This window comes from Klebsiella sp. AqSCr (assembly GCF_008452795.1).
In the GTDB taxonomy this organism is placed as follows: domain Bacteria; phylum Pseudomonadota; class Gammaproteobacteria; order Enterobacterales; family Enterobacteriaceae; genus Klebsiella; species Klebsiella pneumoniae.
The window spans coordinates 325,308-351,773 of the sequence record NZ_MJDM01000005.1 but is presented as its reverse complement, the minus strand read 5'-3'; the positions used below and the strand labels follow the sequence as shown (position 1 = coordinate 351,773).

28 protein-coding genes and 3 pseudogenes are annotated in these 26,466 nt (G+C 57.2%); 17 read left to right on the top strand and 14 right to left on the bottom strand.

Going from position 1 to position 26,466, the window contains the following annotated elements:
* Positions 1-218 precede the first annotated feature (218 nt).
* On the bottom strand, positions 219-320 hold the full coding sequence (locus BHE81_RS28085) for a hypothetical protein (RefSeq protein ID WP_223174615.1): 102 nt from the start codon (positions 318-320) through the stop codon (positions 219-221).
* Here BHE81_RS28085 and BHE81_RS29010 point away from each other — a divergent pair.
* The 3 genes from BHE81_RS29010 (at position 280) to BHE81_RS05485 (ending at position 1,420) form a co-directional block, all read left to right on the top strand.
* Positions 280-375 (top strand): YnaM/YnfT family protein, encoded by a 96-nt coding sequence (locus BHE81_RS29010; protein ID WP_271229884.1) that lies wholly within the window; start codon positions 280-282, stop codon positions 373-375. The two genes, BHE81_RS28085 and BHE81_RS29010, sit on opposite strands and share 41 nt — an antisense overlap.
* Positions 376-594: 219 nt before the next feature.
* Complete coding sequence (locus BHE81_RS28080; RefSeq protein WP_020316505.1) at positions 595-717, top strand: hypothetical protein; 123 nt, start codon at positions 595-597, stop codon at positions 715-717.
* 67 nt (positions 718-784) lie between these two features.
* Entirely contained in the window at positions 785-1,420 is a 636-nt protein-coding gene (locus tag BHE81_RS05485) for a helix-turn-helix transcriptional regulator (protein WP_023286395.1), read from the top strand.
* On the opposite strand, the gene BHE81_RS05480 is transcribed toward BHE81_RS05485, so the two are convergent.
* Positions 1,417-1,539: a small membrane protein gene (locus BHE81_RS05480; RefSeq protein ID WP_004143611.1), complete on the bottom strand. Its 123-nt coding sequence runs from the start codon at positions 1,537-1,539 to the stop codon at positions 1,417-1,419. The two genes, BHE81_RS05485 and BHE81_RS05480, sit on opposite strands and share 4 nt — an antisense overlap.
* Positions 1,540-1,593: 54 nt before the next feature.
* A complete protein-coding gene (locus BHE81_RS28075) occupies positions 1,594-1,722 on the bottom strand; it encodes a hypothetical protein (RefSeq protein ID WP_004219446.1) in 129 nt (42 codons plus the stop codon).
* Between the two features lie 171 nt (positions 1,723-1,893).
* On the opposite strand from BHE81_RS28075, the gene BHE81_RS05475 reads away from it, so the two are divergent.
* Positions 1,894-2,568, top strand: a complete 675-nt coding sequence (locus tag BHE81_RS05475; protein WP_004176282.1) for an SOS response-associated peptidase — start codon at positions 1,894-1,896, stop codon at positions 2,566-2,568.
* 50 nt (positions 2,569-2,618) lie between these two features.
* On the opposite strand, the gene BHE81_RS05470 is transcribed toward BHE81_RS05475, so the two are convergent.
* Positions 2,619-3,389 (bottom strand): AraC family transcriptional regulator, encoded by a 771-nt coding sequence (locus tag BHE81_RS05470; RefSeq protein WP_228268724.1) that lies wholly within the window; start codon positions 3,387-3,389, stop codon positions 2,619-2,621.
* Positions 3,390-3,488: 99 nt separating this feature from the next.
* Here BHE81_RS05470 and BHE81_RS05465 point away from each other — a divergent pair, with 99 nt between their 5' ends.
* Positions 3,489-3,875 carry a nuclear transport factor 2 family protein gene (locus BHE81_RS05465; protein WP_002903735.1) on the top strand — a complete coding sequence of 129 codons (387 nt, stop codon included), beginning with the start codon at positions 3,489-3,491 and terminating at the stop codon, positions 3,873-3,875.
* A gap of 77 nt (positions 3,876-3,952) precedes the next feature.
* On the opposite strand, the gene dcp is transcribed toward BHE81_RS05465, so the two are convergent.
* Complete coding sequence (gene dcp / locus BHE81_RS05460; protein ID WP_032417100.1) at positions 3,953-5,998, bottom strand: peptidyl-dipeptidase Dcp; 2,046 nt, start codon at positions 5,996-5,998, stop codon at positions 3,953-3,955.
* A gap of 130 nt (positions 5,999-6,128) precedes the next feature.
* Between dcp and ydfG the strand changes: the two genes are divergently transcribed.
* Positions 6,129-6,878, top strand: a complete 750-nt coding sequence (gene ydfG / locus BHE81_RS05455; protein WP_002903733.1) for a bifunctional NADP-dependent 3-hydroxy acid dehydrogenase/3-hydroxypropionate dehydrogenase YdfG — start codon at positions 6,129-6,131, stop codon at positions 6,876-6,878.
* Positions 6,879-6,969: 91 nt separating this feature from the next.
* Positions 6,970-7,656: a GntR family transcriptional regulator gene (locus BHE81_RS05450; RefSeq protein ID WP_002903730.1), complete on the top strand. Its 687-nt coding sequence runs from the start codon at positions 6,970-6,972 to the stop codon at positions 7,654-7,656.
* Between the two features lie 52 nt (positions 7,657-7,708).
* On the opposite strand, the gene BHE81_RS05445 is transcribed toward BHE81_RS05450, so the two are convergent.
* The 4 genes from BHE81_RS05445 to BHE81_RS05430 all read right to left on the bottom strand — a co-directional run bounded on the left by BHE81_RS05445 (position 7,709) and on the right by BHE81_RS05430 (position 11,891).
* On the bottom strand, positions 7,709-8,140 hold the full coding sequence (locus tag BHE81_RS05445) for a universal stress protein (protein ID WP_004183938.1): 432 nt from the start codon (positions 8,138-8,140) through the stop codon (positions 7,709-7,711).
* Between the two features lie 264 nt (positions 8,141-8,404).
* Positions 8,405-9,868: a mannitol dehydrogenase family protein gene (locus BHE81_RS05440; protein ID WP_023342835.1), complete on the bottom strand. Its 1,464-nt coding sequence runs from the start codon at positions 9,866-9,868 to the stop codon at positions 8,405-8,407.
* A gap of 263 nt (positions 9,869-10,131) precedes the next feature.
* A complete protein-coding gene (locus tag BHE81_RS05435) occupies positions 10,132-11,415 on the bottom strand; it encodes an MFS transporter (protein ID WP_023342836.1) in 1,284 nt (427 codons plus the stop codon).
* A gap of 113 nt (positions 11,416-11,528) precedes the next feature.
* The gene (locus tag BHE81_RS05430) at positions 11,529-11,891 is read right to left on the bottom strand and encodes a YnfA family protein (RefSeq protein WP_072198387.1); all 363 of its coding nucleotides are present in this window, start codon (positions 11,889-11,891) and stop codon (positions 11,529-11,531) included.
* 108 nt (positions 11,892-11,999) lie between these two features.
* On the opposite strand from BHE81_RS05430, the gene BHE81_RS05425 reads away from it, so the two are divergent.
* The gene (locus BHE81_RS05425; protein ID WP_002903720.1) at positions 12,000-12,341 is read left to right on the top strand and encodes a DUF1283 family protein; all 342 of its coding nucleotides are present in this window, start codon (positions 12,000-12,002) and stop codon (positions 12,339-12,341) included.
* Positions 12,342-12,419: 78 nt separating this feature from the next.
* Complete coding sequence (gene speG / locus BHE81_RS05420) at positions 12,420-12,980, top strand: spermidine N1-acetyltransferase (protein ID WP_002903719.1); 561 nt, start codon at positions 12,420-12,422, stop codon at positions 12,978-12,980.
* On the opposite strand, the gene BHE81_RS05415 is transcribed toward speG, so the two are convergent.
* Positions 12,974-13,684: a YnfC family lipoprotein gene (locus BHE81_RS05415; RefSeq protein WP_023282549.1), complete on the bottom strand. Its 711-nt coding sequence runs from the start codon at positions 13,682-13,684 to the stop codon at positions 12,974-12,976. The genes speG and BHE81_RS05415 overlap by 7 nt on opposite strands.
* Before the next feature lie 101 nt (positions 13,685-13,785).
* On the opposite strand from BHE81_RS05415, the gene BHE81_RS05410 reads away from it, so the two are divergent.
* The 6 genes and pseudogenes from BHE81_RS05410 to clcB all read left to right on the top strand — a co-directional run bounded on the left by BHE81_RS05410 (position 13,786) and on the right by clcB (position 20,206).
* The gene (locus tag BHE81_RS05410) at positions 13,786-14,055 is read left to right on the top strand and encodes a DUF1161 domain-containing protein (RefSeq protein WP_002903714.1); all 270 of its coding nucleotides are present in this window, start codon (positions 13,786-13,788) and stop codon (positions 14,053-14,055) included.
* A gap of 150 nt (positions 14,056-14,205) precedes the next feature.
* Positions 14,206-16,641, top strand: a complete 2,436-nt coding sequence (gene ynfE / locus BHE81_RS05405; RefSeq protein ID WP_040186584.1) for a selenate/tellurate reductase subunit YnfE — start codon at positions 14,206-14,208, stop codon at positions 16,639-16,641.
* Between the two features lie 10 nt (positions 16,642-16,651).
* Positions 16,652-17,268: pseudogene (locus BHE81_RS05400) on the top strand (DMSO/selenate family reductase complex B subunit).
* Position 17,269: 1 nt separating this feature from the next.
* Positions 17,270-18,127, top strand: coding sequence for a DmsC/YnfH family molybdoenzyme membrane anchor subunit (locus tag BHE81_RS05395; protein WP_004190282.1), 858 nt, complete (start codon positions 17,270-17,272; stop codon positions 18,125-18,127).
* Between the two features lie 41 nt (positions 18,128-18,168).
* Positions 18,169-18,777, top strand: a pseudogene (gene dmsD / locus BHE81_RS05390) (Tat proofreading chaperone DmsD).
* A 133-nt stretch (positions 18,778-18,910) separates the two neighbouring features.
* Positions 18,911-20,206: pseudogene (gene clcB / locus BHE81_RS05385) on the top strand (voltage-gated ClC-type chloride channel ClcB).
* On the opposite strand, the gene bioD reads toward clcB, so the two are convergent.
* The 3 genes from bioD to BHE81_RS05370 form a co-directional block, all read right to left on the bottom strand.
* Entirely contained in the window at positions 20,159-20,854 is a 696-nt protein-coding gene (bioD, locus tag BHE81_RS05380) for a dethiobiotin synthase (protein ID WP_002903703.1), read from the bottom strand. The pseudogene clcB and the gene bioD overlap by 48 nt on opposite strands.
* Before the next feature lie 127 nt (positions 20,855-20,981).
* Positions 20,982-22,202, bottom strand: a complete 1,221-nt coding sequence (gene mlc, locus BHE81_RS05375) for a sugar metabolism global transcriptional regulator Mlc (RefSeq protein WP_002903701.1) — start codon at positions 22,200-22,202, stop codon at positions 20,982-20,984.
* A 123-nt stretch (positions 22,203-22,325) separates the two neighbouring features.
* Complete coding sequence (locus BHE81_RS05370) at positions 22,326-23,228, bottom strand: LysR family transcriptional regulator (protein WP_002903700.1); 903 nt, start codon at positions 23,226-23,228, stop codon at positions 22,326-22,328.
* Positions 23,229-23,358: 130 nt separating this feature from the next.
* On the opposite strand from BHE81_RS05370, the gene BHE81_RS05365 reads away from it, so the two are divergent.
* A complete protein-coding gene (locus BHE81_RS05365; protein WP_002903698.1) occupies positions 23,359-24,609 on the top strand; it encodes an MFS transporter in 1,251 nt (416 codons plus the stop codon).
* A gap of 30 nt (positions 24,610-24,639) precedes the next feature.
* On the opposite strand, the gene BHE81_RS28605 is transcribed toward BHE81_RS05365, so the two are convergent.
* On the bottom strand, positions 24,640-24,732 hold the full coding sequence (locus BHE81_RS28605; protein ID WP_004206050.1) for a KPN_01571 family protein: 93 nt from the start codon (positions 24,730-24,732) through the stop codon (positions 24,640-24,642).
* Between the two features lie 216 nt (positions 24,733-24,948).
* Between BHE81_RS28605 and BHE81_RS05360 the strand changes: the two genes are divergently transcribed.
* Positions 24,949-26,436, top strand: coding sequence for a carboxypeptidase M32 (locus tag BHE81_RS05360; protein WP_149888788.1), 1,488 nt, complete (start codon positions 24,949-24,951; stop codon positions 26,434-26,436).
* Positions 26,437-26,466: the final 30 nt, after the last annotated feature.

Genomic DNA, 26,466 nt, shown 5'->3' with positions numbered 1-26,466 from the left:
ACAGAAGCGACATGTATATATAACTTGTTTAAGGGGATGTCAACGTCCGAATCGCTCCCCCCTTGCCGTTGTGTATTCTCCCCTTGAACAGCGCGGTTAGCAACCCGGCTGCCTCTCAGAATCCCCTTGCCAACAGCGGCGCTTCGACGTGGCATTCGCCTTGTTGCCGTCAACCGGACGCCGCTGGTGAAAATATACCCGGCCGGGTAAGGAACCTTTCATCCGACACCGTGCCTAATGATCTGCATACGCACTTTCTGAGGCACCGCCATGGCCAGCATTTTTATCTCAACCACCCTGTTCGCCCTCTTCGCGTCGATGTTGATCGGCCTGGGAATGGTGTGGAAAAGCATTTCCAACAATCCTGATAACTGATTCTGTTGTACGCCGTTGCTGTTCACCCTCCGCAGCGGCGGGTCTACCCCGCCCCTTTTTATCAATGACCACCCCAGGTTTCGCTCAGGCGCAATCTCCTCAAGGACCCGCGCCTGCAAAAGGTATTTTTGAAAAAGCAATTCATACAGTGAATAAGTAACTCTGATTAATATATTTGAGACCAGAATTAACGCATGCAATATAAGCAATTTAAGCAGTTTGTGCCAAATTAGCGGTCATGCCCGCGCAACGCTAAAAAATAAGTCATTGATTAATATACCATTAATTTTACTCGCCAGCTCAAAGTCCAAAATTAGACTTATTGCATTTGTTGATTATTAGAAATATCCTAAAGGCATACGCATTTAATGTTCTCCACTTAAAATGCATGACAACTTTCACGATCGCCATGACTATGCCTGATATTTTAATTAACACTGAAAACATATTTCTTAATCGCGGAATTTGCGAACTGCTTAGCGAGATTGCGAAGGAAGAACACATCCGTGAACCGTATTCCGTTGTAGACTATTCCACAGATATATTAGGTCCGATTGATATGCTGTTCACAGAAATGGCCGCTGGTGAACATTATCTATGCCACCCGTTTTTCAAAAAACTCCCTCCGCACACGTCTATTTTTATTTTCGTCGCCACCGACAGCGCTTTGCAGGTTGAACGGTTACCACTTTGTCTACGCGATGCCACTTTTATCAGCATGAACAGCGACTTGCGCCGCGTAAAAAATCAGATTGCAAAACGTCTGACGGAGTCGACAACATCTAGTTGCGGTGGGCTGGAAAAAGACAGCAGACGCTGTGTCAAATGCCCTCGGTTAACCTTGACCAAATCACAACTTTATATTATCGATGCGATCAGAACGGGAATGAACAATCAGCAGATAGCGCAAGAACTGGGCATCAGCCATAAGACGGTCTTCTCTCACAAAATCAATATTATGAAAAAATTCCAAATAGCTACCAAACAAGAGTTAACGAGATTCTCATCTGTTGCTCTTGCGCTTTCCGCAGGAAGGATCGGTTAACGTCGGAATTTATTAAAGCGCATCTTCATTTTTCTTCTTTCTCTAACATAGGACAGGCCAAAAAACAAAGATGTAAACAATAACACCACCGCCAGGACTAATAATAGTAAGTTACTCATAACAACCTTTTAAAAGATAAAGATGATTTTTTAAATAATAAGGGGTGGATATTTTCAAATACAACCCAGCGACAACCATTTCAGACAAAGGTAAAACTCCGTGCGATAATTCTGAAAGATAATAAAAAGAGTAAAAACGATTTCCTTTATCAGACAGGCGTTAGGGTAATAACGATGAAGCATAAACGGACGATGCCAGGCCTAACGCCCAGCGTGTACTGTCGCGACGTCAGGCAAGATGACGGCCTGAAATAATGGTCTACTGACGTGGAAGGAGCGTGGTGATTGGGCAGGTGAAAACACCGTTTTGCAGCTGTTCTATACTGTTAGTCAGACATCACGCTGGAGGTGGCTATGTGCGGACGTTTTGCGCAAGCGCAAAGCCGGGAAGAATACCTGGCGCATCTCGTGGAAGCGGCCGAACGAGATATTGCCTGGGACCCGGCGCCTATCGGGCGCTATAACGTCGCGCCCGGGACAAAAGTTTTACTCCTCAATGAACGCGATGAGCAACTCCATCTCGATGCCGTTTACTGGGGCTATGCGCCAGGATGGTGGGATAAACCGCCGCTGATTAATGCCCGGGTTGAGACTGCAGCCTCCAGCAGGATGTTCAAGCCGCTGTGGGAGCACGGACGGGCGATCTGCTTCGCCGACGGCTGGTTTGAGTGGAAAAAGGAAGGAAATAAAAAGCAGCCATACTTTATCCAGCGTAAGGATGACCAGCCAATTTTTATGGCCGCGATTGGTCGGACTCCGTTCGAACGTGGGGACCATGCCGAAGGATTCTTGATCGTGACGGCCGCCGCCGATCGCGGTCTTGTCGATATTCATGACCGTCGGCCGTTGGTCCTGACGCCTGAAGCCGCCCGGGAATGGATGAGGCAGGATGTCACCGGCGCGGAAGCGGCGGAGATTGCCAGCGACGGAGCCGTTTCCGCCGACGATTTTACCTGGCACCCGGTAACGCGGGCGGTCGGCAATGTGAAAAATCAGGGGCCCGAATTACTTGCCCCTCTCAGCCCATGACAAACGTAATCAAAGCGGCGGATAACGCATCATATTCAGCGAAGAGATAATTAAATTTTATACCGCCCTGGAGTAGTGCCGAACATCCGACGGAACAAGGTTATGAAGGCACTCACATTGTCATATCCCAGATCCAGCGCTATCGCCGTCACTGGCTTGCCGGCAGCCAGTAGCTCAAGAGCCCTGAGTAAGCGTATCCGCTGTCGCCATTCATTGAAGCTAAAACCCGTTTCGGCTCGGAATCGTCGCGTGAGCGTGCGTGATGACATGCCGGCCCAGGCTGCCCATTCTTCCAACCTGCGCCCGTCGTCCGGGTTTGCTGACAGCGCCTGCGCGATTCTGAGCAATCGGCTATCTTGCGGCATTGGAAGCCCAAGATTAACCCTGGGAAGGGAACCAATTTCATCAAGAATAACGCCAGCTAAACGTTTTTGGGACGCATTAAGCTCTACACCTTGCCATGCAGCCGCTCGCGTTATCGCTTCACGCAGCAGATTTGTCATTGAGAGAACAGATGGCTTATCAGGTAGCTCGCCACAGGCTTTGGCAGAAACATAAACACTCCATCCTGAATATGGACCGTGCGAGCGCAGGCCGTGCGGAACACCTGGCGGTATCCAGACGGCATGTGTTGCCGGTACCACCCAGCGACAATCACCGCCATCGACCGTAAGTAGCCCACGTATGGCACCGATTAACTGCCCACAGCTGTGATGGTGGCGTGGAGTCTCCCGTATTACCTCAGACTGACGTACCGCGACGAGTAAAGTGGGTCCCTGGGGTGAAAACACCGGTTCGAATGGAATCAATGGATCGTGCATATTGGCGTGTTTGAGGTGTTTAATGTCTTTTATACCGTACTGAAGCCAGTTAGTCGATTGTAAAGTATTCATCACTTTCACAGAGGACTAACCATCAAAATGATTACTATTACTAGGGTATTGGATGACATTATCAACCACCAACAGATACCACTGGATCGGATACTCAGTCGCTATTTTAGTCCCGGTTATCGGCAGCGCACTGATAACAAGTGGGAAGGATTAGATGGCTTTGCTCAGCATGCGCGTAGACTCCGGGAAATTATCGCCTTCGCTAAAATTGAGTTACATGACGAACTTCGTAACGGGAATCTTTATGCCACAAGGCATCGCGTTCTGTGCACCAGGCGCAGCGGAGAAGAGGTGGACATGGAAGTTTATATGTTCGCTGAAATAGATGATTCCGGGCGCTTCATTCGTATCGAAGAAGCCACGTTAATGCTTAAAGGGAGAGAGAGCGATAGAGATTTAGGCAGCGTGAGGTAAAAGAAATATAAGGTTACGACTAGATCAGACAAAAAACCGGGCAGCACGCCCGGTTATCTTGTCAGACTAAAATTGCCCTACGCACTCAACCCGCGATTTTTCAGCATCGGCTCAATCTGCGGATCGTGTCCGCGCCACTGGCGATACAGTTCAGCTAAATCAGTGCTGTTCCCGCGTGATAAAATCGCCTCACGGAAACGCTGACCGTTCTCACGGGTCAAACCGCCCTGCTCCACGAACCATTGATAGCCGTCGTCGGCCAGCATCTGGGTCCACAGATAGGCGTAATAGCCTGCCGCATAGCCGCCGCCGAAGATATGGGAGAAATAGCTGCTGCGATAGCGCGGGGGGACCGCCGCCAGATCCAGGTTCTCTTCCCGAAGCACCAGCTGCTCAAACGCGTCCACCTCCTCCGGTAATGCCGAGGTCGACAGGCTATGCCACCGCATATCGAGTAACGCAGCAGCCAACAGCTCGCTCATGTCGTACCCTTTATTGAAGGTTGCCGCACGCAACATATTGTCGCGTAGCGCCTGCGGCATCGGCTCCCCGGACTGGTAGTGCTTCGCGTAGTGGGCAAACACCTGCGGCTGGCTGGCCCAGTGTTCGAAGATCTGCGAAGGAAATTCGACAAAATCGCGCGGCGTATTGGTCCCCGAGAGACTGGCGTAGCGCTGGCTGGCGAACAGCCCATGCAGGGTATGGCCGAACTCATGAAACAGGGTGATCACCTCATCCCACGACAGCAGCGCGCTTTGCCCTGCCTGCGGGCGGACGTAGTTGCAGACATTGTAGATAACCGGGCGCTGCGCGCGAAGAGTCGACTGTTCGACAAACACATCCATCCATGCGCCGCCGCTCTTTGAGTCACGAGCGTAGTAGTCACCGTAAAACAGCGCCATCCCTTCGCCGTTGTGATCGAAGATCTCCCAGACCCGCACATCCGGGTGATAGACCGGTATATCGAAGCGCTCAACAAAGCGCAGACCAAAGAGCTGCGAGGCCGTCCAGAAGACGCCGTCGTGCAGCACCCGCTCGAGGGCAAAATAGGGTTTGAGCTGCGCGTCATCAATGGCATAGGCAGCCCGCCGCACCTGCTCGCTGTAGTAAAGCCAGTCCCATGCCGTCGCGCGAAAACCCCCGCCTTCGTTGTCGATCACCTGCTGGATGTCCGCCAACTCACGTTCCGCCCTCGCCCGCGCCGCCGGCGCGATCTGACGCATAAAGCCCAATGCCTCCGCCGGGGAAGCCGCCATTTGATCGGTCAGCGCCCAGCTGGCGTAATCAGCGGCTCCCAACAGCTCAGCCTGCTGCGCGCGGATCGCCGCCAGCCGCAGTACCAGGTCACGCGTATCATGCTCATCGCCCTGCTGATTGCGGGTCCAGCCGGCGGCGAAGAGATTCTCCCGCGTTTGCCGGTCGCGCAGCGCAAGCAGCTGCGGCTGCTGGGTGGTATTGGTCAGCGTCAGCAACCAGCGGTCGCTAAGCCCTCTTTCACGCGCTGCGTCAGCCGCCGCCGCTATCTCCTCATCGCTCAGGCCAGCCAGTTGATGCCTGTAATCAACCACCAGGCCGCCGCTTTTTGCCGCTCCCAGCAGTCGCTGCTGGAACTGACTTTGCAGCGTAGCCGCTTCGGTGTTCAGTGTGCGCAGCGCCGCCTGCTGCTCGGGAGCCAGCGTCGCCCCGGCGTGAACAAAACGTTGCCACGTCAGGGTCAGGAGACGATAGGACTCGCTGTCCAGCGCCAGCGCGTCGCGCTGCTCGTAGACGCTGTTCACGCGCTGAAACAAGGCCGCATTAAGCCAGATGTCATTCCCCAGCTCGGCGAGTTCGGCGGAAAATTGTTCATCCAGTGATTGAATATAAGGATTGGTATGGGCGCCAGCCATGGCGAAAAAGACCCGCGTCACCCGCGCCAGCAGCTGACCACTCTGCTCCAGCGCCTCGAGCGTGTTGGCGAAACTGGCCGGCTGCGGATTGTCGATAATAGCGCGAATTTCGGCCCGCTGCTGCCGGACGCCCTCATCAAACGCCGGGCGATAGTGGCTGTCGTCAATCACATCGAACGGCGGCGCCTGGTAAGGCAACGTACTGACGCTAAAAAAGGGGTTTCGTTCGGACATCTTTCTCTCCTGTACAGGCTAATGCTGTAAGATTAGGCCTCTCCTTAAGGGGTCGCAATGATTTCCGTTACCGGTCGCCGCCTGTGCGTGCTATGGTATGAAAACACAAAAAGCGTTGAGGAACAGTAAGATGATTATCATGGTCACCGGCGCCACCGCCGGTTTTGGTGAAAGTATTACTCGCCGTTTTATCGCTAACGGTCATAAAGTGATTGCCACCGGTCGTCGTGAAGAGCGCCTGAAGACGCTGAAAGACGAGCTGGGCGATAACCTTTATATCGCGCAACTTGACGTCCGCAACCGCGCCGCCATTGAGACGCTGATTGCTGACCTGCCGGCCGAGTGGCAGGCTATCGATGTGCTGGTGAACAACGCCGGCCTGGCGCTTGGTCTGGAGCCGGCGCACCGCGCCAGTGTGGAAGACTGGGAAGATATGATCGACACCAATAATAAAGGGCTGGTGTACATGACCCGCGCCGTGCTGCCGGGGATGGTGGAGCGCAATCGCGGCCATATCATCAATATCGGCTCTACGGCAGGCAGCTGGCCTTACGCCGGCGGAAACGTCTATGGGGCGACCAAAGCCTTTGTCCGTCAGTTTAGCCTCAATCTTCGTACCGACCTGCACGGCACCGCGGTGCGCGTGACCGACATCGAGCCGGGTCTGGTGGGCGGCACCGAGTTTTCTAACGTCCGCTTTAAGGGCGATGACGCTAAAGCCGAAAAAGCTTACGAAAATACCCAAGCGCTAACGCCGGAAGATGTGACCGAGGCGGTCTGGTGGGTCGCCACCCTGCCGAAACATGTCAACATCAACACCCTGGAGATGATGCCGGTGAGTCAGAGCTTTGCCGGACTCAGCGTTCACCGTCAGGGCTAACCGTCAGCCACCCGGCCTGCGGGCCGGGTATGGGCGGAAACGCAAAAAACGCGTAAAATAGTGCGCATAACCCCCTAAAAAGTAACCATCAATGGCCGCAGAATCGCAACTGAATCCGACGCAACCCGTCAATCAGCAAATTTATCGCATCCTCCGCCGGGATATCGTTCACTGCCTGATCCCGCCTGGTACACCGCTGTCGGAGAAAGAAGTCTCCGTGCGTTTTGCAGTGTCTCGTCAGCCGGTGCGCGAAGCCTTCATTAAGCTGGCGGAAAACGGACTTATCCAGATTCGTCCCCAGCGCGGTAGCTACGTCAATAAAATCTCATTGTCGCAGGTGCGTAATGGTTGCTTCGTCCGCCAGGCGATTGAGTGCGCGGTGGTTCGCCGTGCCGCCGGCATGATTAACGAAGAGCAACTTTATCAGCTGGAACAGAATCTTCACCAGCAGCGTATTGCCGTTGATCGGCAGCAGTTAAACGACTTTTTCCTGCTCGATGATGAATTTCACCAGAAGCTGTCGATTATCGCCGACTGTCAGCTGGCCTGGGAGACGGTGGAAAATATTAAAGCCGCCATCGATCGCGTCCGCTATATGAGTCTGGACCATGTCACCTCTCCGGAGATGCTTCTGCGCCAGCATCATGAGATTTTCACCGCGCTGGAAAAACGCGATGCCGAGGCGGTAGAAAAAGCCATGAGTATCCATTTGCATGAAATCAGCGAATCCGTACTGCTGATTCGCCAGGAGAACCGCGACTGGTTTAGTGAAGAATAAGAGCCAGACGGCTGCCGGCATGGCCGACGCAGCCGTCGTCTCATTGAAGGGATTATCTAACGACCAATACCGGCGTTTTGGCGTAGCGCAGAATTGACTCGGCGTTGGAGCCCAGCAGATGGGTGGAGATCCCCGGTTTGCGGGAACCAATCACAATGACATCGAACTCTTCGTTGTTACTGAGAGCCAGAATTTCGTCACGCACGTTGCCAAAGACTACGCGGGTATGGATCCGCGTCATGGGGATGGCGAACAGTCGCGCCACCTCGCGCATTTTTTTCTCCGACTCTTCTTTCATATAGGCTTCAAACTTACGAATATCCGCCGTAAAACCGCGCAATAGCGAACGGCTGCTGTTCGGCAGAACGTTGAGCAAGGTGATCTCGCCATTTTCGGCCGAAGCGAGAAATTCCGCGTGACGCACCGCTTTATCGCTTAAATCCATTTCAAAGACATCAACAGGCAATAAAATTTTTTTATACATGGCCCGTACTCCTTTTGCAGAGAAAGTTCTTTTTCAATAACTTAACTATGCCATTATTGCGGTGAAATACCAGTCATTGTTCGGAAAAATAACAGCTAATTATCTTTAGTAAATCAGGGAAATATAGAGTTATGTATAGACATTGCGTTCGATCATATTCTGCGTCTGCTAAAACCGATCGCTAGCAAAAAATAGACATCAGCGGAGTATCGTAGAAATAACTGAAGAGCCGGTGTCGACCCCGGGACCGACACCGGAAAAAGATTATTGCGCGGCGGCCCACGCGGCGACGGTAGCTTTAGCCCCCTGCCGCTGCAGCGCTAAGTAGGCGCGGGTCACCGCCGTGACAAAGCGTGACTCCTGCGGCAGTTCGACGCCGAAAATAGCCTCAATACCCAGCAGCGCTTTGACTCGCGCTTCGCCATCGGCGCTGGCAGCCACCGCTTGCTGGATAACCGGCAACAACGGGTCGCATATCTCGATTGACTGGCCCGCATCGTCAACGCCGCCAACGTAACGCATCCACCCTGCCACGCCCAGCGCCAGCAGTGTAAAATCACGCTGATGCACCAGATGCCAGCGTATGGAGTCCAGCATGCGCTGGGGCAACTTCTGGCTGCCGTCCATGGCTATCTGCCAGGTGCGGTGCTTCAGCGCCGGATTGCAGTAACGGTCAATCAGCAAACTGGCATAGCGTGACAGATCCACCCCCTGCACCTTCAGCGTTGGTGCCTGTTCGTCCAGCATCAACGACAGCGCCGCGCGACGGTAGTTATCGTCCTGCATACAGTCGTTGATATGCTGATAACCGGCCAGATAGCCGAGATAAGCGAGGAACGAATGGCTACCATTGAGCATTCTCAGCTTCATCTCTTCGAAAGGCACCACGTCGGCGACCAGTTCCGCTCCCGCTTTCTCCCACTGCGGACGTCCGGCAACAAAGTTATCCTCAATCACCCACTGACGGAAAGGTTCGCAGGCCACCCCGGCCGGGTCGCGCACCCCGGTCAGCTGGGTAATTTTATCGAGGGTTTCGGCAGTCACCGCCGGGACAATCCGGTCCACCATCGTCGACGGAAAGGTGACATTCTGCTCTATCCAAGCGGCAAGATCCTCGTCCAGAGCCCGGGCGTAGGCGCAGACGACGTTGCGCATCACGTGACCATTTTCCGGCATGTTATCGCAGGACATCACGGTAAAAGCAGGCAGGCCGGCCGCCCGGCGGCGAGATAAGGCCTCCACCACTACCCCCGCCGCCGATTTTGGCTGGTGCGGGTTATGCAGATCGGCGGCGATCAGCGGGTGATCGAGCTGCAGTTCGCCGCTGGCTGGCGAATGGCAATAGCCTTTCTCAGTAATCGTCAGGGAGACAATGGCCACCTGTGGCTGACACATCGCCGCCAGCACCGCTTCGAGACCATCAACCCCGGCGTGCAGCGCCTGCTTCACCACACCAACCACGCGCGCGGTCCAGGCGTCGGCGGACATTTCGGCGACGGTATACAGCAGATCCTGCTGCTGGAGATCGGCGATCTGCTGCTCGCCGCCAATCAGATTAACTTCGGTGTAGCCCCAGTCGCTGCCGTACTCGCTGGCCAGTATATCGGCATACACAGCCTGATGAGCGCGATGAAACGCGCCAAAACCAAGATGAACGATACGGGGGATCAGTGCGCTGCGATCGTAGGTCGGCAGCGTGGCGTTAGCGGTTAAGAGGGTGTTTTCCATGATGACTCTCGTTGTTATGTAGCCCATCAACCATTCTCGGGGAGAACTCTCGAGGAGAATGCCTTTGTGCCTCAACCATCTCACGCAATTGGTATAACATCTTTGATTTCTGTCAACTACCATACAAGAAGATCTCGCCTGATAAAGCACGGGGCACGTGGCTGCAATCGCCGCAGTGACAGGATAGCGCAGGTAACGGGAGGAGAAGAACATGGCGGCCGCGCGTCCCTGCGGGCCTGCTGTTGACGAATCGCCGAGCGTTGTTAATCGATGCGAGTTTTGACGATAAAGAAATAGCACAGCGCCCCGGCAAAGGTCACCCCGGCGGCGATCACCAGCGCCAGATTGAAAGAGTGAGTCGTATCCACTACCCAGCCGGTCACGATCGGCGCGAAGGAGGCAAACACAAAGCTGCCGAAGTTCTGGATCGCCGCCACCGAAGCCACTTTATGCTCCGCCACCATTACCTGCACCAGCCCCCAGGCGGACGTCCCGGCAAAATGAACGCAAAACAGCGCCATGGAGATAAAAGCCACCGCCTGGGCTGGCGTGGACGATTGCACCACCAGCAAGGTGCCCAGCGCCGACAGCACCAGACCGATAACAATCGCCGTTTTGCGGGTTTTCGCCTGATCGTAGCCTCTGCGCGCCAGGGCATCGACCACCAGGCCGTTGACCCACATCCCCACCGCCGCGGCAAGAAACGGGATCGCCGCCACCCAGCCGGTACGGGCCAGGCTTAACCCCTGCTGCGCCTGCAAATAGCCGGGCAACCAGGCGATATACAGCCAGCCGGTGTAGTTCACACCGGAAAAGCCGAGGATCATCCCCCAGGTAGTCCGCCGTTTAAACAGAGCCAGCCATTCGCTAAACTTCAGCGCCGGGCGGGCCGCCTCCTCACTGGCCAGATACTGCTGCTCCTCCTCCTGCAGGGTAAACTGCCGACGGTTACGGTAGCCCACATACCAGCACAGGCCGACCACGATCCCGGCTAAACCAATCACCACAAACATCGTTCGCCAACCCCAGGCCAACTGCATGATGACCAGGGCCGGCGGGGCGATAGCCTGGCCCAGCACCGTCGAGGAGTTGAATATTCCCACCGCCGTGCCGCGCTCTCTTTGCGCATACCAGTCGTTGATCGATTTCACGCCGGCTGGCATAAACGGCGCTTCGCCGATCCCGAGGCCAATGCGCAGCAGAATAAAATGCGAGAACGAATTGACCATCCCGGTCAGGGCCTGCATCGCGGACCAGAAAATCAGCCCGGCGCCCAGCACAATCCGTGGCCCCAGGCGATCCAACAAAATACCGGAGGGCAGTTGCGCGAAGCCGTAGGAGAGCGAAAAGGCGGAGAGCAGCACCCCAAACTCGGTGGCGCTAAGGCCCAGGTCGGCGCGTATCGCCTCCCCGGCGACGCTCAGCGAAGAGCGGTCAAGAAAGTTGACGATACCGGCGATAAACAGCAGCGTCAGGGTGATCTTCTGCACCCGACGGATGCGTAACGGCGTCGCCCTGGTCCGGGCGGCAAGAGTCTCGATAGCCATCGTTGTTCCTTACAGAGTCATATGAAATAGGATGTCTGATAAGTAAGGCAACAGGTCGACTACCATACAAGAATTAGGGTTGAAAAAAGCGGCAGGAATCACACATGACGGGCTTAGGCCCGTTCCCACCCCGCCACGATGATTAGCATGCCGCACAGGGCGATGGCCGCGCCCGCCCAGTCATAATGGGTTAATTTGACCCCATCAACGACCCGCAGCCAGAGCAATGCGGTACAAACGTACACCCCACCGTAGGCGGCATATACCCGCCCGCTGGCGGCCGGATGGAGCGTCAGGAGCCAGACGAATAGCGCCAGCGCCAGGGCGGTGGGGATCAGCAGCAGCGGCGTTGCCCCGCGCTTGAGCCATAGCCACGGTAGATAACAGCCGACGATTTCACACAGAGCGGTAGCAAAGAACAGCAGCGTTGTTTTGAGCATTAAAAGATTCGTAAAAGAGACAAAGCGTTGAACTATTCTACGCGATAATGGCCTCTGCCCCACGCTGTTTTGCCGGCTATGCCCGACAAAAGAGCTGTAGTAAACTGAACCTGAGGGTTAACCCATCACTTAAAGGAAATCGTGATGAACATGACACTGAATAAACGCTGGTGCCTGACCGCCATTCTGGCGTTAAGCGCTGTGGTCTACACCTCCAGCTCCTATGCCGCCACCGACCGGCTGGTGATTGAATCTGGCGACAGCGCGCAGAGCCGTCAGCAGGCGTCGATGGAAAAAGAGCAATGGAACGACACCCGCAGCCTGCGCCAGAAGGTGAACAAACGGGCGGAAAAAGAGTGGGATAAAGCCGATGTCGCTTTCGACGCGCAGGATAACTGCCAGAAGAGCGCCAACGTCAATGCCTACTGGGAGCCAAACACCCTGCGCTGTCTTGACCGTCGCACCGGCCGCGCGATCAATCCCTGAGCCGCTCCCTGACCACGCTGGCGCCTGCGGGCGCCGCCTTTCTGTAATCCCTTTTCCGTTTTGACCACAGGAATCTCCATGACCGACGCGCTACACGTCAAACTCCGCCCGCTTGAGCGCGAAGATTTGCGCTTCGTCCACCAGCTCGATAACAACGCCAGCGTCATGCGCTACTGGTTTGAAGAGCCGTACGAGGCCTTCGTTGAGCTCTCCGATCTGTACGACAAACATATTCACGATCAAAGCGAGCGCCGCTTTGTCATCGAATGCAATGGCGATAAAGCCGGACTGGTGGAGCTGGTTGAAATCAACCATGTGCACCGCCGGGCCGAGTTCCAGATCATCATCTCCCCCGACTTCCAGGGAAAAGGTCTCGCCACCCGCGCCGCACGCCTGGCGATGGACTATGGCTTTACCGTGCTCAATCTGTATAAGCTGTATTTAATCGTTGATAAAGAGAATGAAAAAGCGATCCATATTTACCGTAAGCTCGGCTTTATGGTCGAGGGTGAACTGATCCATGAGTTTTTCATTAACGGCGAGTACCGCAACACCATCCGCATGTGCCTGTTCCAGCACCAGTATCTGGCCGAGCACAAAACGCCCGGGCCGTCCCTGCTGAAGCCGACGGCTCAGTAATAATCGATACGGTTTTTAATGGTGTAGTGGCGGGTCAGCGGCGGCTGGACGCTTTCATCGACCACCTGCAGCTCACAGCTCAGCGGATTGTCGTGATCGTCGTAGTCGCAGGTCTGACGCACCGTGCCCAGCGTGCGATCGTTGAAGGTGCTGATGGCGGTATAGTCCAATTTCTTACGCGGATCCTTTGACGGCGTTGAGGCGACGGTAAATCGCTCCTCTTTGGCGGTGGTGGTTTTTCCCAGCGGATAGCCATCGCTGTCATAGCGGTAGGTGGCGGTGGTCTCTTTGCCGCGTGCGCTGATAATAAAACCGTTATCATCCGTCTCCCAACTCACCCCGGCGGCAGGCATCTCCGCCAGCTGACACTTGCCCTGTAGGCGCAGCCGCTTCTCGTGGGTGCGCCCATCGACGTAATAGTTGGCGTCCAGCAGCAGCGTGGCGCCGGTTTTGTTCTCCACATCTTCCAGGGTCAGCAGATCGAAACACCCTTCCCTTGAGAGCTGAGCGCTAACCTTCTTGACCACCACATCGTGTTCATCCAGCAGCGTCTGGCTAAAATCTTTCACCGGCCCGCGCAGGGGATCAAACTCAAACTCATTGGAAAAACTCGCCATTTCCGGGGTGAAGGCGTCCGGGGCGCTTTTACGGTCGCATGCCGTCAGCAGCAGCGCTGCCGGGATCAGCCAATACAATCTTTTCACAGACGATTCCTTTTGTGTACATCCGATCATATTAGCAAATACAATTGTTTACACCAGTTCTGCTATGCTTAAATCTGGATAACATCGATAAGGAGCGTAAGATGAAACTATCCCTCTGCACCGGCGCTGCGCTACTGCTGTGCTCCACGGCCGTACTGGCGGCTCCCGACTCCTGTGAACGGGTCAAAAGCGACATCCAGCAGAAGATCATCAACAATGGCGTACCGGAAACCGCCTTCAGCCTGGCCATTGTGCCAAACGATCAGGCAGACCAGCCCGGGGTTCAGGTGGTCGGTCATTGCGCCAACGACACCTTCAAAATCACCTATACGCGTAACAGCGACAGTCCCGCCGAAAACGACGCTCAGTAGGCCCTCTTCGGTTTCAAATGAAAGATCTTATCCCTGCATTGACCAGGGATAAGGTCTGCTGGCTACCCATAACGTATTATCGCTCACCCCTGCGTCGGTTAATGACGTGGCGGTCCTTCTCCGCACAGCATAACTATCATGGAGTGAGCAATGTCGAATCAGGAATCTCCCGGCGGCGTCAGCCGACGCGCGCTACTAAAATCTACAGCCCTCGGCTCCCTGGCGCTGGCCGCCGGCGGGCTGACCCTGCCCTTTACGCTGCGCCGCGCCGCGGCGGCAGTTCAGCAGGCTACAGGCGACACAACCCGCATTGTCTGGGGCGCCTGCTCGGTTAACTGCGGCAGCCGCTGCGCCCTGCGGCTGCACGTGCGTGATGATGAAGTGGTTTACGTCGAAACGGATAACACCGGCGACGACCGCTACGGCGACCATCAGGTCCGCGCCTGCCTGCGCGGGCGTTCGATTCGCCGGCGCATCAATCATCCGGATCGCCTTAACTATCCCATGAAGCGCGTCGGCAAGCGCGGAGAAGGCAAATTTGTCCGCATCAGCTGGCAGGAGGCGCTGGATACCCTCGCCGACCGCCTGAAGAGCGTGGTAGCGCAGTATGGCAACGAAGCCGTATACATTAACTACTCTTCAGGGATCGTCGGCGGCAACATCACCCGTTCGTCGCCTTCCGCGTCGCCGGTGGCGCGTTTAATGAACTGCTACGGCGGCTCGCTTAACCAGTACGGTACCTACAGTACTGCGCAGATTGCCTGCGCCATGCCCTACACCTACGGCAGTAACGACGGCAACAGCACCTCGGATATTGAAAACAGCAAGCTGGTAGTGATGTTCGGCAACAATCCGGCGGAGACCCGGATGAGCGGCGGCGGTATTACCTGGTATCTGGAGCAGGCCCGCGAGCGCTCTAACGCGCGAATGATCGTCATCGATCCGCGCTACACCGATACCGCCGCCGGTCGGGAAGATGAGTGGATCCCCATTCGCCCCGGCACCGACGCCGCGCTGGTGGCCGGTATCGCCTGGGTGTTGATTAACGAAGATCTGGTGGACCAGCCTTTCCTTGATAAATACTGCGTTGGCTACGACGAGAAAACGCTCCCGGCCGGGGCGCCGGCGAACGGTCACTACAAAGCCTATATCCTCGGCGAGGGCGACGACGGGATCGCTAAAACGCCGCAGTGGGCCTCGCGTATTACCGGTATCCCCACCGAGCGCATCATTAAGCTGGCGCGCGAAATCGGCATGAGCAAGCCGGCCTACATTTGCCAGGGCTGGGGGCCCCAGCGCCAGGCAAACGGCGAACTCACCGCCCGGGCGATCGCCATGCTGCCGATCTTAACCGGCAACGTCGGCATCAACGGCGGCAATAGCGGCGCCCGCGAATCAACCTACACCATCACCATTGAGCGCCTGCCGGTGCTGGAAAACCCGGTGAAGACCGCCATCTCCTGCTTTACCTGGACCGACGCCATCGCGCGCGGTCCAGAGATGACCGCCAGCCGCGATGGCGTACGCGGAAAAGAGAAGCTGGATGTGCCGATCAAGTTCCTGTGGAACTACGCGGGCAACACCATCATCAACCAGCACTCCGACATCAATAAGACCCACGAAATTCTGCAGGATGAAAGCAAGTGCGAAACCATTGTGGTTATCGACAACTTTATGACCTCGTCGGCGAAATACGCCGACCTGCTGCTGCCCGACCTGATGACCGTTGAGCAGGAGGATATCATTCCTAACGATTACGCCGGCAATATGGGCTATCTGATTTTTATTCAGCCCGCCACCTCAGCGAAGTTCGAACGCAAACCGATTTACTGGATCCTAAGCGAAGTGGCGAAACGACTCGGCGACGACGTGCATCAACGTTTTACCGAGGGACGTAGCCAGGAACAGTGGCTGCAGTATCTGTACGCCAAAATGGTGGCGAAAGATCCGGCGCTGCCGGCCTACGAGGATCTGAAGCGAATGGGCATCTACAAGCGCAAAGACCCGAACGGCCACTTCGTCGCCTATCGCGACTTCCGGCACGATCCTGAAGCGCATCCGCTCAAAACCCCGTCCGGCAAAATTGAAATCTACTCCAGCCGACTCGCAGAGATTGCCGCCCGCTGGCAGCTGGAGAAAGACGAAGTTATCAGCCCGCTGCCGGTCTACGCCTCCACATTTGAAGGCTGGGACGATCCGCTGCGCAGCCAGTATCCACTGCAGCTGTTTGGTTTCCACTATAAAGCGCGCACCCATTCCAGCTACGGCAACGTTGAGGTATTACAAGCGGCCTGTCGCCAGGAAGTATGGATCAATCCGCTTGACGCGGAAAAACGCGGGATTAAAAACGGCGATATGGTGCGCGTTTTTAATCAGCGCGGCGAAGTCCGTCTTCCGGCGAAAGTGACGCCACGCATCATGCCGGGGGTCTCGGCGATGGGCCAGGGCGCCTGGCACGACGCCAATATGACCGGAGATCGGATCGACCATGGCGCCTGCATGAATACCCTGACCACCCACCGCCCGTCACCGCTGGCGAAGGGGAATCCACAGCATACCAACCTGGTCGATATCGAGAAGGTTTAAGGAGTAAACCATGAGCACGCAATATGGATTCTTTATCGACTCCGCTCGCTGTACCGGATGCAAAACCTGCGAGCTGGCCTGTAAGGACTACAAGAACCTGACTCCGGAGGTCAGCTTCCGCCGGATCTATGAGTATGCCGGCGGCGACTGGCAGGAGGACAACGGCGTCTGGCAGCAGAACGTGTTTGCCTATTACCTCTCCATCGCCTGTAACCACTGTGAAGATCCGGCCTGCACCAAGGTCTGTCCGAGCGGCGCGATGCATAAGCGCGAAGACGGTTTTGTGGTGGTCAACGAAGAGGTATGCATTGGCTGCCGCTACTGCCATATGGCCTGCCCGTACGGCGCCCGCAGTATAACGCCGACAAAGGCCATATGACCAAATGCGATGGCTGTCACGAGCGCGTCGCCGAGGGGAAAAAGCCGATCTGCGTCGAGTCCTGCCCGCTGCGGGCGTTGGATTTCGGGCCGATTGCCGAACTGCGCGCTAAGCACGGCCAGCTGGCCGCGGTAGCGCCGCTGCCGTCGGCGCACTTTACCCGGCCGAGTATCGTTATCAAACCTAACGCCAATGCCCGGCCGTGTGGCGATACCACCGGTTACCTGGCGAACCCGAAGGAGGTGTGAGATGGGAAACGGATGGCATGAATGGCCGCTGGTGCTGTTTACGGTGCTGGGTCAGTGCGTGGTCGGCGCGACCATCGTCAGCGGTCTTGGCTGGCTGGCGCTGGGGGACCAACGGGAAGCCCGGCGGCGGCTGGTGCGCAATATGTTTTTTATCTGGCTGTTGATGGGCATTGGTTTTCTTGCTTCGGTGATGCATCTCGGTTCACCGCTGCGCGCGTTTAACTCGCTGAACCGCATCGGCGCCTCGGCGCTGAGCAACGAAATCGCCAGCGGCGCTCTGTTCTTCGCCGTGGGCGGATTCTGGTGGCTGCTGGCGGTGCTGGAAAAAATGCCGGCGACGCTGGGTAAAGTCTGGCTGGCGATCGCCATGCTGTTAGGGCTGCTGTTTGTCCTCGCAATGACCCGGGTTTACCAAATCAATACCGTGCCAACATGGTACAATGGCTACACCACCAGCGCGTTCTTTCTGACGGTGCTCCTCAGCGGGCCGCTGTTTGCCGCCCTGCTGCTGCGGCTGGCGAAAGTCGACTTTAACGGCTGGTTTTTTGCCGGACTGAGCGTGGCCGCGCTGGTCATCAGCGCCGCAGTTATCATTATGCAAAGCGCCGGGCTCAGTACCCTTCACAGCTCGGTTCAGCAGGCGGCCAACCTGCTGCCAGATTACGGCAAACTCCAGGCGCTACGCCTGGTACTGCTGGCGCTGGGCCTCGGCTGCTGGCTATGTCCGCTGATCCGCCGCCAGCCGCCGCGCGCTACGGGGCTGCTGATCGGCCTGCTGCTGGTCTTGATCGCCGAATGTATTGGCCGCGGCCTGTTTTATGGTCTGCATATGACCGTCGGTATGGCGGTTGCCGGTTAATGAGACGGCGCGCAGGCGCGCGCCGCAGAAAGGAATAAGTGATGATGCCGATCCCAAATCGCGACGCCGTCGCGTTAAGCGCCCGCACCCTGGGCGCGCTGTTCTCTTATGCGCCGAATAGCGCGGAAATTGCGCCGCTGGTCGCCGCCTTCCAGGACGGGAGCTGGCAGCAGCAGTGGCCCTTCCCGGTCGCAGCCCCGCTGGCGTCAGGGTTTGCCGCATCGGCTGAAGAAACGTTGCCGGAAGCCTGGCAGCGCCTGTTTATCGGGCCATGGGCCCTGCCGGCGCCGCCCTGGGGCTCTGTCTGGCTGGATAAAGAGTCTGTGCTGTTTGGCGATTCCACGCTGGCTCTGCGCCAGTGGATGCGCGAGAACGGTATCGCGCTGGAGGCCGATGGCAACGAACCGGAAGATCATTTCGGCACCGTGCTACTCCTGGCGGCATGGTAGTGCGAAACGGAGCAGGATGCGTTGTTCGCTCAGCTGCTGGCCTGGCACCTGCTGCCGTGGTCCGGGCGTTTCCTGAGCGTCTTTGTCGACCATGCCGCCCACCCCTTCTATCAGACGCTGGGTCAGCTGGCGCAGGCGACTCTGGCGCAGTGGCAGGAGAATCTGCCGATCGCCGTGGCGCAAAAACCGCTCTATCGTTAACCCTTCGCCGCGCCGGTATCCGGCGCGGTTTTATTTTGCCGCTTCCCAGCCTTTCACCCGCACTTATCGCTTTTGCATCTAAGGTTATTCCCTATCACAATAAGCCAATGTTTTCTGAACCTCGCCGTGACTAATGCATCGTCTTCATCCCTACCCTGATGTGCAGGTGATGTTTCGCCGCCTGCTGATCGCCACCCTGATTGGCCTTCTCGCCGCCCTGGCGGTGGCGCTGTTTCGCCACGCTATGGTGGTGCTGGAAACGCTGTTGCTCAGTAATGACAGCGGGAGCCTGGTCAACGCCGCACAGTCGCTGCCGGCGTGGCGTCGGCTGGTTACCCCCGCGCTGGGCGGCCTGACGGCGGGAACCTTACTCTGACTCTGGCAACGACGCAGCGTCGCGCGTCCACATGCCGCCACCGATTATATGGAAGCCCTGGAGACCGGCGACGGCTGTTTCGATACGCCGGCAAGCCTGGTGAAATCGCTGGCGTCATTGCTGGTCGTGGTGACCGGCAGCGCGATTGGCCGGGAAGGCGCCATGATCCTGCTGGCCGCGCTGGCGGCCTCGCTGTTTGCCCGTCGCTTCACGCCGCAGAGTGAATGGAAGCTATGGGTCGCCTGCGGCGCGGCTGCCGGGATGGCCAGCGCCTATCATGCCCCGCTGGCCGGCAGCCTGTTTATTGCTGAAATTCTCTTTGGCACGCTGATGCTGGCCTCGCTTGGGCCGGTGGTGATCTCGGCGGTGATCGCCCTGCTGTTGACGCAGTTTCTTAATGGCGGCGCCGCGCCGCTGTATCACGTCGTGTTACAGCAAAACCTCAGCGCCCTGCACTATGGCTTAATGCTGGCGACTGGCCTGCTGGCCGGGCTGTGCGGGCCGCTGTTTATCTGGCTGATGGACTACAGCCACCGCGGATTCGTTAAACTGAAGCTGGCGCCGCCATGGCAGCTGGCGCTGGGCGGGCTGATTGTCGGCGGCTTATCGCTCATCACCCCGGCAGTATGGGGCAACGGCTACAGCGTAGTGCAAAGCTATTTGCTGCTGCCGCCGTCCGGTGCGCTGCTGGTGGGCGTATTTATCTGCAAACTGCTGGCGGTGCTGGCCAGCAGCGGCTCCGGCGCGCCTGGCGGGGTCTTTACCCCGACGCTGTTTGTCGGCCTGGCGATGGGCATGCTGTTTGCCTGCTTCAGCAGGCTGTGGCTGCCGGGAAGTGAAGAAATGGCCATCATGATGGGTCTGACCGGCATGGCGGCGTTTCTGGCCGCCACGACCCATGCGCCGATCATGTCAACCCTGATGATTTGCGAGATGACCGGGCAGTATACGCTGCTGCCCGGTCTGCTGATAACCTGCGTCGTGTCGTCTGTGCTGTCGCGGACGTTACGCCGGGATTCGATCTATCGCCATCACGTTGCCGAGCATGTCTAAGTCGACGTAGCGGCTCAGCTCACGCTGTTCGGCGCGCGGTAGATAAGGCAGCTCGCCGATCAGCGGCGCCGGCAGCTTTTTGCTGAGGACATCGATGATTTCGGCGTAGTGCGCCAGACCGGGGTTGATCCGATTGGCCACCCAGCCAATCAGCGGTAAACCGTCATTGGCGATCGCCTGGGCTGTCAGTAGCGCATGGTTGATGCACCCCTCCTGGATCCCCACCACCATCAGCACTGGGAGCTGCTCCTGAACCACCCACTCGGAGAGCGGCCGCAGGTCGTTCATCAGGCTGCGCCAGCCGCCGGTGCCTTCAACCACCACGTGTTCGACCTGCGCGGCCAGACGCTGCAAACCATCGGACAGCAGACCGTAGTTGATCGGGCAGCTATGCGCCACGCTGCTCTCGTCTTCGCTTAAGGCGATGGGATTGACAGCCTCATAAGGTAACGCCAGCGTGGAGACGCTCTGCAACACCAGCGCATCTTTGTTACGTAAACCGTCCGGCGTCTCTTTGCTGCCCTTCGCCACAGGCTTATACCCGGCCACGCTTTTGCCTCTGGCAGCAAGTGCCTGCAACAGCGCACGGGAAACCACTGTCTTCCCGACAGAGGTGTCTGTACCTGTAATAAAGAAACGCTTAAACATCACTAACCCCACAGTTTTGTCGATGAAATATACGGGAGAGAAATAATCAACGGTGGGCAAAGTCTACGTGAAGCCGTCTGAGGTCAGCTTGAGATAGCGCAATTTTTGGTGTGACTATGAAAAAATGTTAACCCTGTAACAGTCGTATGAGTAAGGATCCGTTATAGAGCGCATCTTTAACCAGCGCCGCGCCAGCCATCGTTCCGCGGTTGGAGAATTGAGTACTTTCAACGGTAATATGCCGGCTATAGGCTGGGAGAGATTGTTGCCGAATACAGCTGGAAATTGCCGGAAAAAGAATTTCTGCCGCCAGATTGAACGGCGAGCCAATCAGAATTTTCTGCGGATTAAACAGATTGACCATGATCGCCAGAATCCGCCCAACGTGATTACCCACGCCGCTGATGATGTCCCGGGCTAACAAATCGCCCTGCAGCGCCGCCTGACAAAGCCACTCCACGCTCAGCGGACGCTGGTGCAGCAGCGAGCTCATCGACTGCGCCATGCGCATCTGCGCCAGCTCCAGCACGCTTTCTACGCTGGCAATCGTCTCCAGGCAACCATGGTTGCCGCAGTAACAGCGTTTGCCGTAGGGATCGACCTGGGTATGGCCAATCTCCACCAGGCTGCTGCTGCCGGCGTGCAGCAGGCGCCCATCGGTGATCACCCCGGCGCCGACGTTATGATCGATGACCACCTGAATGACGTCCCGGGCGCCGCGCGAGGCGCCAAACAAAGATTCCGCCATAGTCCAGGCGCTGATGTCATGCTGAATATAGACTGGCACCCCAGTATGATTGGCCAGCGCTTCGCCGAGCGGGACATCTTTAACATCCTCATAAAACGGCATGCGATGAATAATGCCATTTTCGGTATCGATAATACCGGGCATCGTCATGGCGATGGAGGTAAGGCGTTCCAGCTTCTTTTGATGGCGAATAAAGAAGCGATCAATATGGTCGATAACGCGCGTCAGAAACGGCGTGCTGTCGGTGAGCGCCAGCTCCAGCTGATCCTCCACCACCAGCTGACTGCTTAAATCACGCAGCGAAAGATGGATCTCACCGCGGCTGATGCGCACCGCCAGATAGTGCCATGCCTCGGTCTCCACCATCAGCCCCACCGCCGGGCGGCCGCGACTGCCGGGCTCCTGGATCTCGGTCTCCTGAACCAGATGCGCTTCCAGCATTTCGCGGACGATTTTGGTGATGCTGGCCGGCGCCAGTTGCGCAAATCGGGAAAGGTCGATACGCGATACCGGGCCGAGCTGATCAATCAGGCGATACACGGCGCCCGCATTGGTCTGCTTTATTTGATCGATATGGCCTGGTTGACTATCCGCTACCACCATTGACTCCCTTATTTTCGCGCTTCGAAATAAACTTTCGGCTATGGTGAAGCACTTCGACGGTGAACGTCAAATTTTTACTTAGCCTTGTGATTTACCGCACATTTCCAACCCCTTTTCGCCTCAATTATGCTCGCTTTTCCAGGAGAGCAGCGCCTCACGAAAGCGTTTTGCCAGTGCCCCTTGCTCATGGTGTTTAGACCACACCAGCCACATCTCCGATACCGCATCCTGTTCGTCGATCGGCAGCCAGCGCATTTCACTGAGCTGGACGCGCTGAAAGGAGGCCGGGAGGATCGATACCCCCAGGCCGGCGGCCACCAGACCAATAATCGTCATTGCCTCCCCCACCTCCTGGGCAATCTTCGGCGTGTGGCCGTAGCGGCGCAGCAAGCCGAGGATGTCGTCATACAGGCCAGTGCCGACGTGCGGGTCGAAAAAGACGAAGGGCTCGCGCGCCAGCGCCGCCAGGCTGACCGAGGGCTGGCGGGCCAGCGGGTGATTCGCCGGGACCATCGCCAACAGCGGCTCGCGCAGAACCCGCTCCCACGCCAGGGTGTCCGGCAGTTGAGTATTGCGCAGCAGCCCCAAATCCAGAGCCCCTTCGCTCAGGGGCACTATCTGTTCGCGGGTGTTAGTCTCGCGGGTGAGAATATGCACATCCGGAAGGCGTTGGCGAAACATCGATAGCGTATCGGAGACGGCCTTAATAAAAGGGGCCGAGGAGGTAAAGCCGATGCGCAGCTCACCCGTTTCGCCATGGTGTAGACGGGCGGCGCGAGCAGCCGCCTCATCCACCTGGGCGAGGATTTGTCGGCTATCGGCGAGAAACTGCTTTCCGGCCGCCGTCAGGCTGACGCTGCGGTTGGTACGGGCAAACAGGCGAGCGCCGGTCTGCTGCTCAAGGATCTGAATCTGCTGGCTTAGCGGTGGTTGAGAGATGTTCAGTCGCGCCGCGGCGCGGCCAAAATGTAGCTCCTCAGCAACGGCGACAAAGTAGCGCAAATGACGCAACTCGATATTCATATTTAAAACGTCTTATTTGAGATTATTAATATATTAGACAGAATATTTACATTTTCATACCCTAAAAATGTGAGCTGAATGGTCACAACACTCTGTTGGTAAGCAGCAACTTCTACGCAAGGAATTCTCTGTGAGTCGTACAACAACCGTTGACACCGTGCCGGCGGGCGAGGTCAGCGTCGCTGGTGCATCCCGCCCGGATCCGTTTATTAAACGTGGCACCCCGCAGTTTATGCGCGTCACTCTCGCGCTGTTCTCCGCCGGTCTGGCCACCTTTGCCCTGCTCTACTGTGTGCAGCCGATCCTGCCGGTGCTGTCGAACGAGTTTGGCGTGTCGCCGGCCAGCAGCAGTATTTCGCTTTCAATTTCCACGGCGATGTTGGCGGTGGGCTTGCTGTTTACCGGCCCGCTGTCGGACGCTATAGGCCGCAAGCCGGTGATGGTCACCGCCCTGCTGCTGGCCGCCTGCTGTTCACTGTTGTCGACTATGATGACCAGCTGGCACGGCATCCTGATTATGCGCGCGCTCATCGGCCTGTCGCTGAGCGGCGTAGCGGCGGTCGGCATGACTTATCTGAGCGAGGAGATCCACCCCAGTTTCGTCGCCTTTTCGATGGGGTTATATATCAGCGGCAACTCCATCGGCGGCATGAGCGGCCGCTTGCTGACCGGGGTCTTTACCGATTTCTTCGGCTGGCGCGTGGCGCTGGCGGCGATCAGCGGCTTTGCGCTGGCCGCGGCGATTATGTTCTGGCGTATCCTGCCCGAGTCGCGCCATTTCCGCCCGACCTCGCTGCGACCGAAAACGCTGCTGATTAACTTCCGTCTGCACTGGCGCGACCGTGGCCTGCCGCTGCTGTTCATCGAAGGTTTTCTGCTGATGGGCGCTTTTGTCACCCTGTTTAACTATATTGGCTACCGGCTGATGATGTCGCCGTGGTCGTTAAGCCAGGCGGTGGTAGGCCTGCTGTCGGTAGCTTATCTCACCGGGACCTGGAGTTCACCGAAGGCAGGGGCCATGACCGTACGCTTTGGCCGCGGGCCGGTGATGCTTGGCTTTACAGCGGTGATGCTCTGCGGCCTGCTGCTGACGCTCTTTTCTTCCCTGTGGCTTATTTTCATCGGCATGCTGCTGTTTTCCGCTGGCTTCTTCGCCGCGCATTCCGTCGCCAGCAGCTGGATTGGCCCACGCGCCCGCCGCGCCCGCGGTCAGGCGTCATCGCTGTATTTGTTCAGCTATTATTTGGGTTCAAGTCTTGCCGGGACGTTAGGCGGGGTATTCTGGCATCACTACGGCTGGAACGGCGTCGGTGGGTTTATCGCGCTGCTGCTCCTTGCCGCGCTGTTGACCGGCACCTGCTTACATCAGCGACTGAAATAGTCGCGTGTGACGTGGCCTGCGGGCCACGTTTCACCACATGCCCATTATGGAAGACAAGCCCATCAGCTCTCTGACGGCATCAACGGACAGTAGTGCAATAAACAGCCAGGTGAACGGATTCATAAACCACCCCCGAACCTCCAGACCTGTGTAATCGATCACAGTTTAGTACCGATATGTTACCGTTTTCTGTCACACCGATCACAGAGGTGAGCTTATTCTCCCGCCATGTGTCTTTCCCTTCCCCTGTGCGCAACGCTCGACCCGCCGGGCGTATCAGGATAGTGTAGAGGCAAAGCGATAATCTCTTTATTCACCTGTCACGGACCGAACGCCACTATGACTGAAAATACGCCTTATCAGCAGCTTACCCGTACCTTTCAGCGCCTGTCGCGCTTTTCGCATCTCGCCGCCATCGCCGGCTGGGATATGTTCGCGATGATGCCCCCGGGCGGGAGCGTCGCCCGCGGCGAAGCGCTGGCCGAGCTCGGCGTGCTGCAGCATCAGATCCTGACCGATAAAAAAGTGGGACAATGGTTACAGGAGGCCCGCCAGCAGGATCTTAATGATGTTGAACAGGCCAACCTGCGGGAAATGCAGCGTCAGTACGATCAGGCGGCGCTGCTGCCGGAGAGCCTGGTGGAAGCAAAATCGCTGGCCGGCAGCCGCTGCGAGCATGCCTGGCGCAGCCAGCGTCCCGCCAATGACTGGACGGGCTTTGCCGACAACCTACGCGAGGTGGTCAGACTGAGCCGTCAGGAAGCGCAGATCCGCGCCGATGCCAGGGGCGGCTCACGCTACGACGCGCTGCTGGATATTTTCGAACCGGATATGACCAGCGCGCGGCTGGACAGCCTGTTCGCCGATCTCAAATCGTGGCTACCTTCCCTGCTTAGCCAGGCGGTGGAGAAGCAGGCGAAGCAGACGCTAATCGCCCCGCAGGGGCCTTTCCCCATTGCTGAACAACGGGAGCTGGGCCTGCAGGCGATGCGTATCCTTGGCTTTGACTTCGACGGCGGGCGCCTCGACATCTGCGCCCACCCGTTCTGCGGCGGCGTACCCCAGGATGTGCGCATCACCACCCGCTACAACGAAAACGACCTGCTCAGCGCTCTGTTCGGCGTGATCCACGAAACCGGCCACGCCCGCTACGAGCAGAATCTACCTCGCCCGTGGGTCGACCAGCCCGTAGGACTCGCCCGCTCCACCGCTATCCACGAGTCGCAGAGCCTGTTTTTTGAAATGCAGCTGGGACGCAGCGAGCGGTTTCTTAACCGCCTGTTACCGGCGGTGCGCGAGCGGTTTGGCGATCGGCCGGCCTTTAGCCAGGACAATTTTGTCGCCTGGAATCAGCAGGTGAAACCCGGCTTTATTCGCGTCGATGCCGATGAGGTGAGCTACCCGGCGCATGTCATCCTGCGTTATGAAATTGAACGTGCGCTGATCGACGGCGAGATTGAGGTAGATGATATCCCGTCGCTGTGGGACGAGAAAATGCAGCACTGGCTGGGGCTGTCGACCACCGGCAACTATCGGGATGGTTGCATGCAGGATATTCACTGGACCGACGGCGGATTCGGCTATTTCCCTTCCTATACCCTGGGCGCGATGTATGCCGCGCAGTTGATGGCCGCGGCCCGCCGCGCGCTGCCGACATTAGATCGCGATATTGAGGAAGGCGATTTCAGCGCCCTGTTCGACTGGCTGCGGCAGAATATCTGGCAGCATGGCAGCCGCTTCACCACCTCGCAGTTGATTCAGCAGGCCACCGGTGAGGATCTTAATAGCCGCTACTTCCGCGAGCACCTGACCACTCGCTACCTGTAATCATACGCGCCGGGCTACCCGGCGCGTCCT

Bases quoted from the DNA above. Each gene is read 5' to 3' on its own strand.
- BHE81_RS05465 (WP_002903735.1), top strand. From the start codon at position 3,489: ATGATTACTATTACTAGGGTATTGGATGACATTATCAACCACCAACAG.
- BHE81_RS05425 (WP_002903720.1), top strand. From the start codon at position 12,000: ATGAACATGACACTGAATAAACGCTGGTGCCTGACCGCCATTCTGGCG.
- BHE81_RS05360 (WP_149888788.1), top strand. From the start codon at position 24,949: ATGACTGAAAATACGCCTTATCAGCAGCTTACCCGTACCTTTCAGCGC.
- ynfE (WP_040186584.1), top strand. From the start codon at position 14,206: ATGTCGAATCAGGAATCTCCCGGCGGCGTCAGCCGACGCGCGCTACTA.
- ydfG (WP_002903733.1), top strand. From the start codon at position 6,129: ATGATTATCATGGTCACCGGCGCCACCGCCGGTTTTGGTGAAAGTATT.
- BHE81_RS05370 (WP_002903700.1), bottom strand. From the start codon at position 23,228: ATGAATATCGAGTTGCGTCATTTGCGCTACTTTGTCGCCGTTGCTGAG.
- speG (WP_002903719.1), top strand. From the start codon at position 12,420: ATGACCGACGCGCTACACGTCAAACTCCGCCCGCTTGAGCGCGAAGAT.
- BHE81_RS05475 (WP_004176282.1), top strand. From the start codon at position 1,894: ATGTGCGGACGTTTTGCGCAAGCGCAAAGCCGGGAAGAATACCTGGCG.
- BHE81_RS05470 (WP_228268724.1), bottom strand. From the start codon at position 3,389: ATGCACGATCCATTGATTCCATTCGAACCGGTGTTTTCACCCCAGGGA.
- BHE81_RS05480 (WP_004143611.1), bottom strand. From the start codon at position 1,539: ATGAGTAACTTACTATTATTAGTCCTGGCGGTGGTGTTATTGTTTACA.
- BHE81_RS05410 (WP_002903714.1), top strand. From the start codon at position 13,786: ATGAAACTATCCCTCTGCACCGGCGCTGCGCTACTGCTGTGCTCCACG.
- BHE81_RS05435 (WP_023342836.1), bottom strand. From the start codon at position 11,415: ATGGCTATCGAGACTCTTGCCGCCCGGACCAGGGCGACGCCGTTACGC.
- BHE81_RS05395 (WP_004190282.1), top strand. From the start codon at position 17,270: ATGGGAAACGGATGGCATGAATGGCCGCTGGTGCTGTTTACGGTGCTG.
- BHE81_RS05440 (WP_023342835.1), bottom strand. From the start codon at position 9,868: ATGGAAAACACCCTCTTAACCGCTAACGCCACGCTGCCGACCTACGAT.
- BHE81_RS28075 (WP_004219446.1), bottom strand. From the start codon at position 1,722: ATGCTTCATCGTTATTACCCTAACGCCTGTCTGATAAAGGAAATCGTT.
- BHE81_RS05450 (WP_002903730.1), top strand. From the start codon at position 6,970: ATGGCCGCAGAATCGCAACTGAATCCGACGCAACCCGTCAATCAGCAA.
- BHE81_RS05445 (WP_004183938.1), bottom strand. From the start codon at position 8,140: ATGTATAAAAAAATTTTATTGCCTGTTGATGTCTTTGAAATGGATTTA.
- dcp (WP_032417100.1), bottom strand. From the start codon at position 5,998: ATGTCCGAACGAAACCCCTTTTTTAGCGTCAGTACGTTGCCTTACCAG.
- BHE81_RS28605 (WP_004206050.1), bottom strand. From the start codon at position 24,732: ATGAATCCGTTCACCTGGCTGTTTATTGCACTACTGTCCGTTGATGCC.
- BHE81_RS05485 (WP_023286395.1), top strand. From the start codon at position 785: ATGACTATGCCTGATATTTTAATTAACACTGAAAACATATTTCTTAAT.
- bioD (WP_002903703.1), bottom strand. From the start codon at position 20,854: ATGTTTAAGCGTTTCTTTATTACAGGTACAGACACCTCTGTCGGGAAG.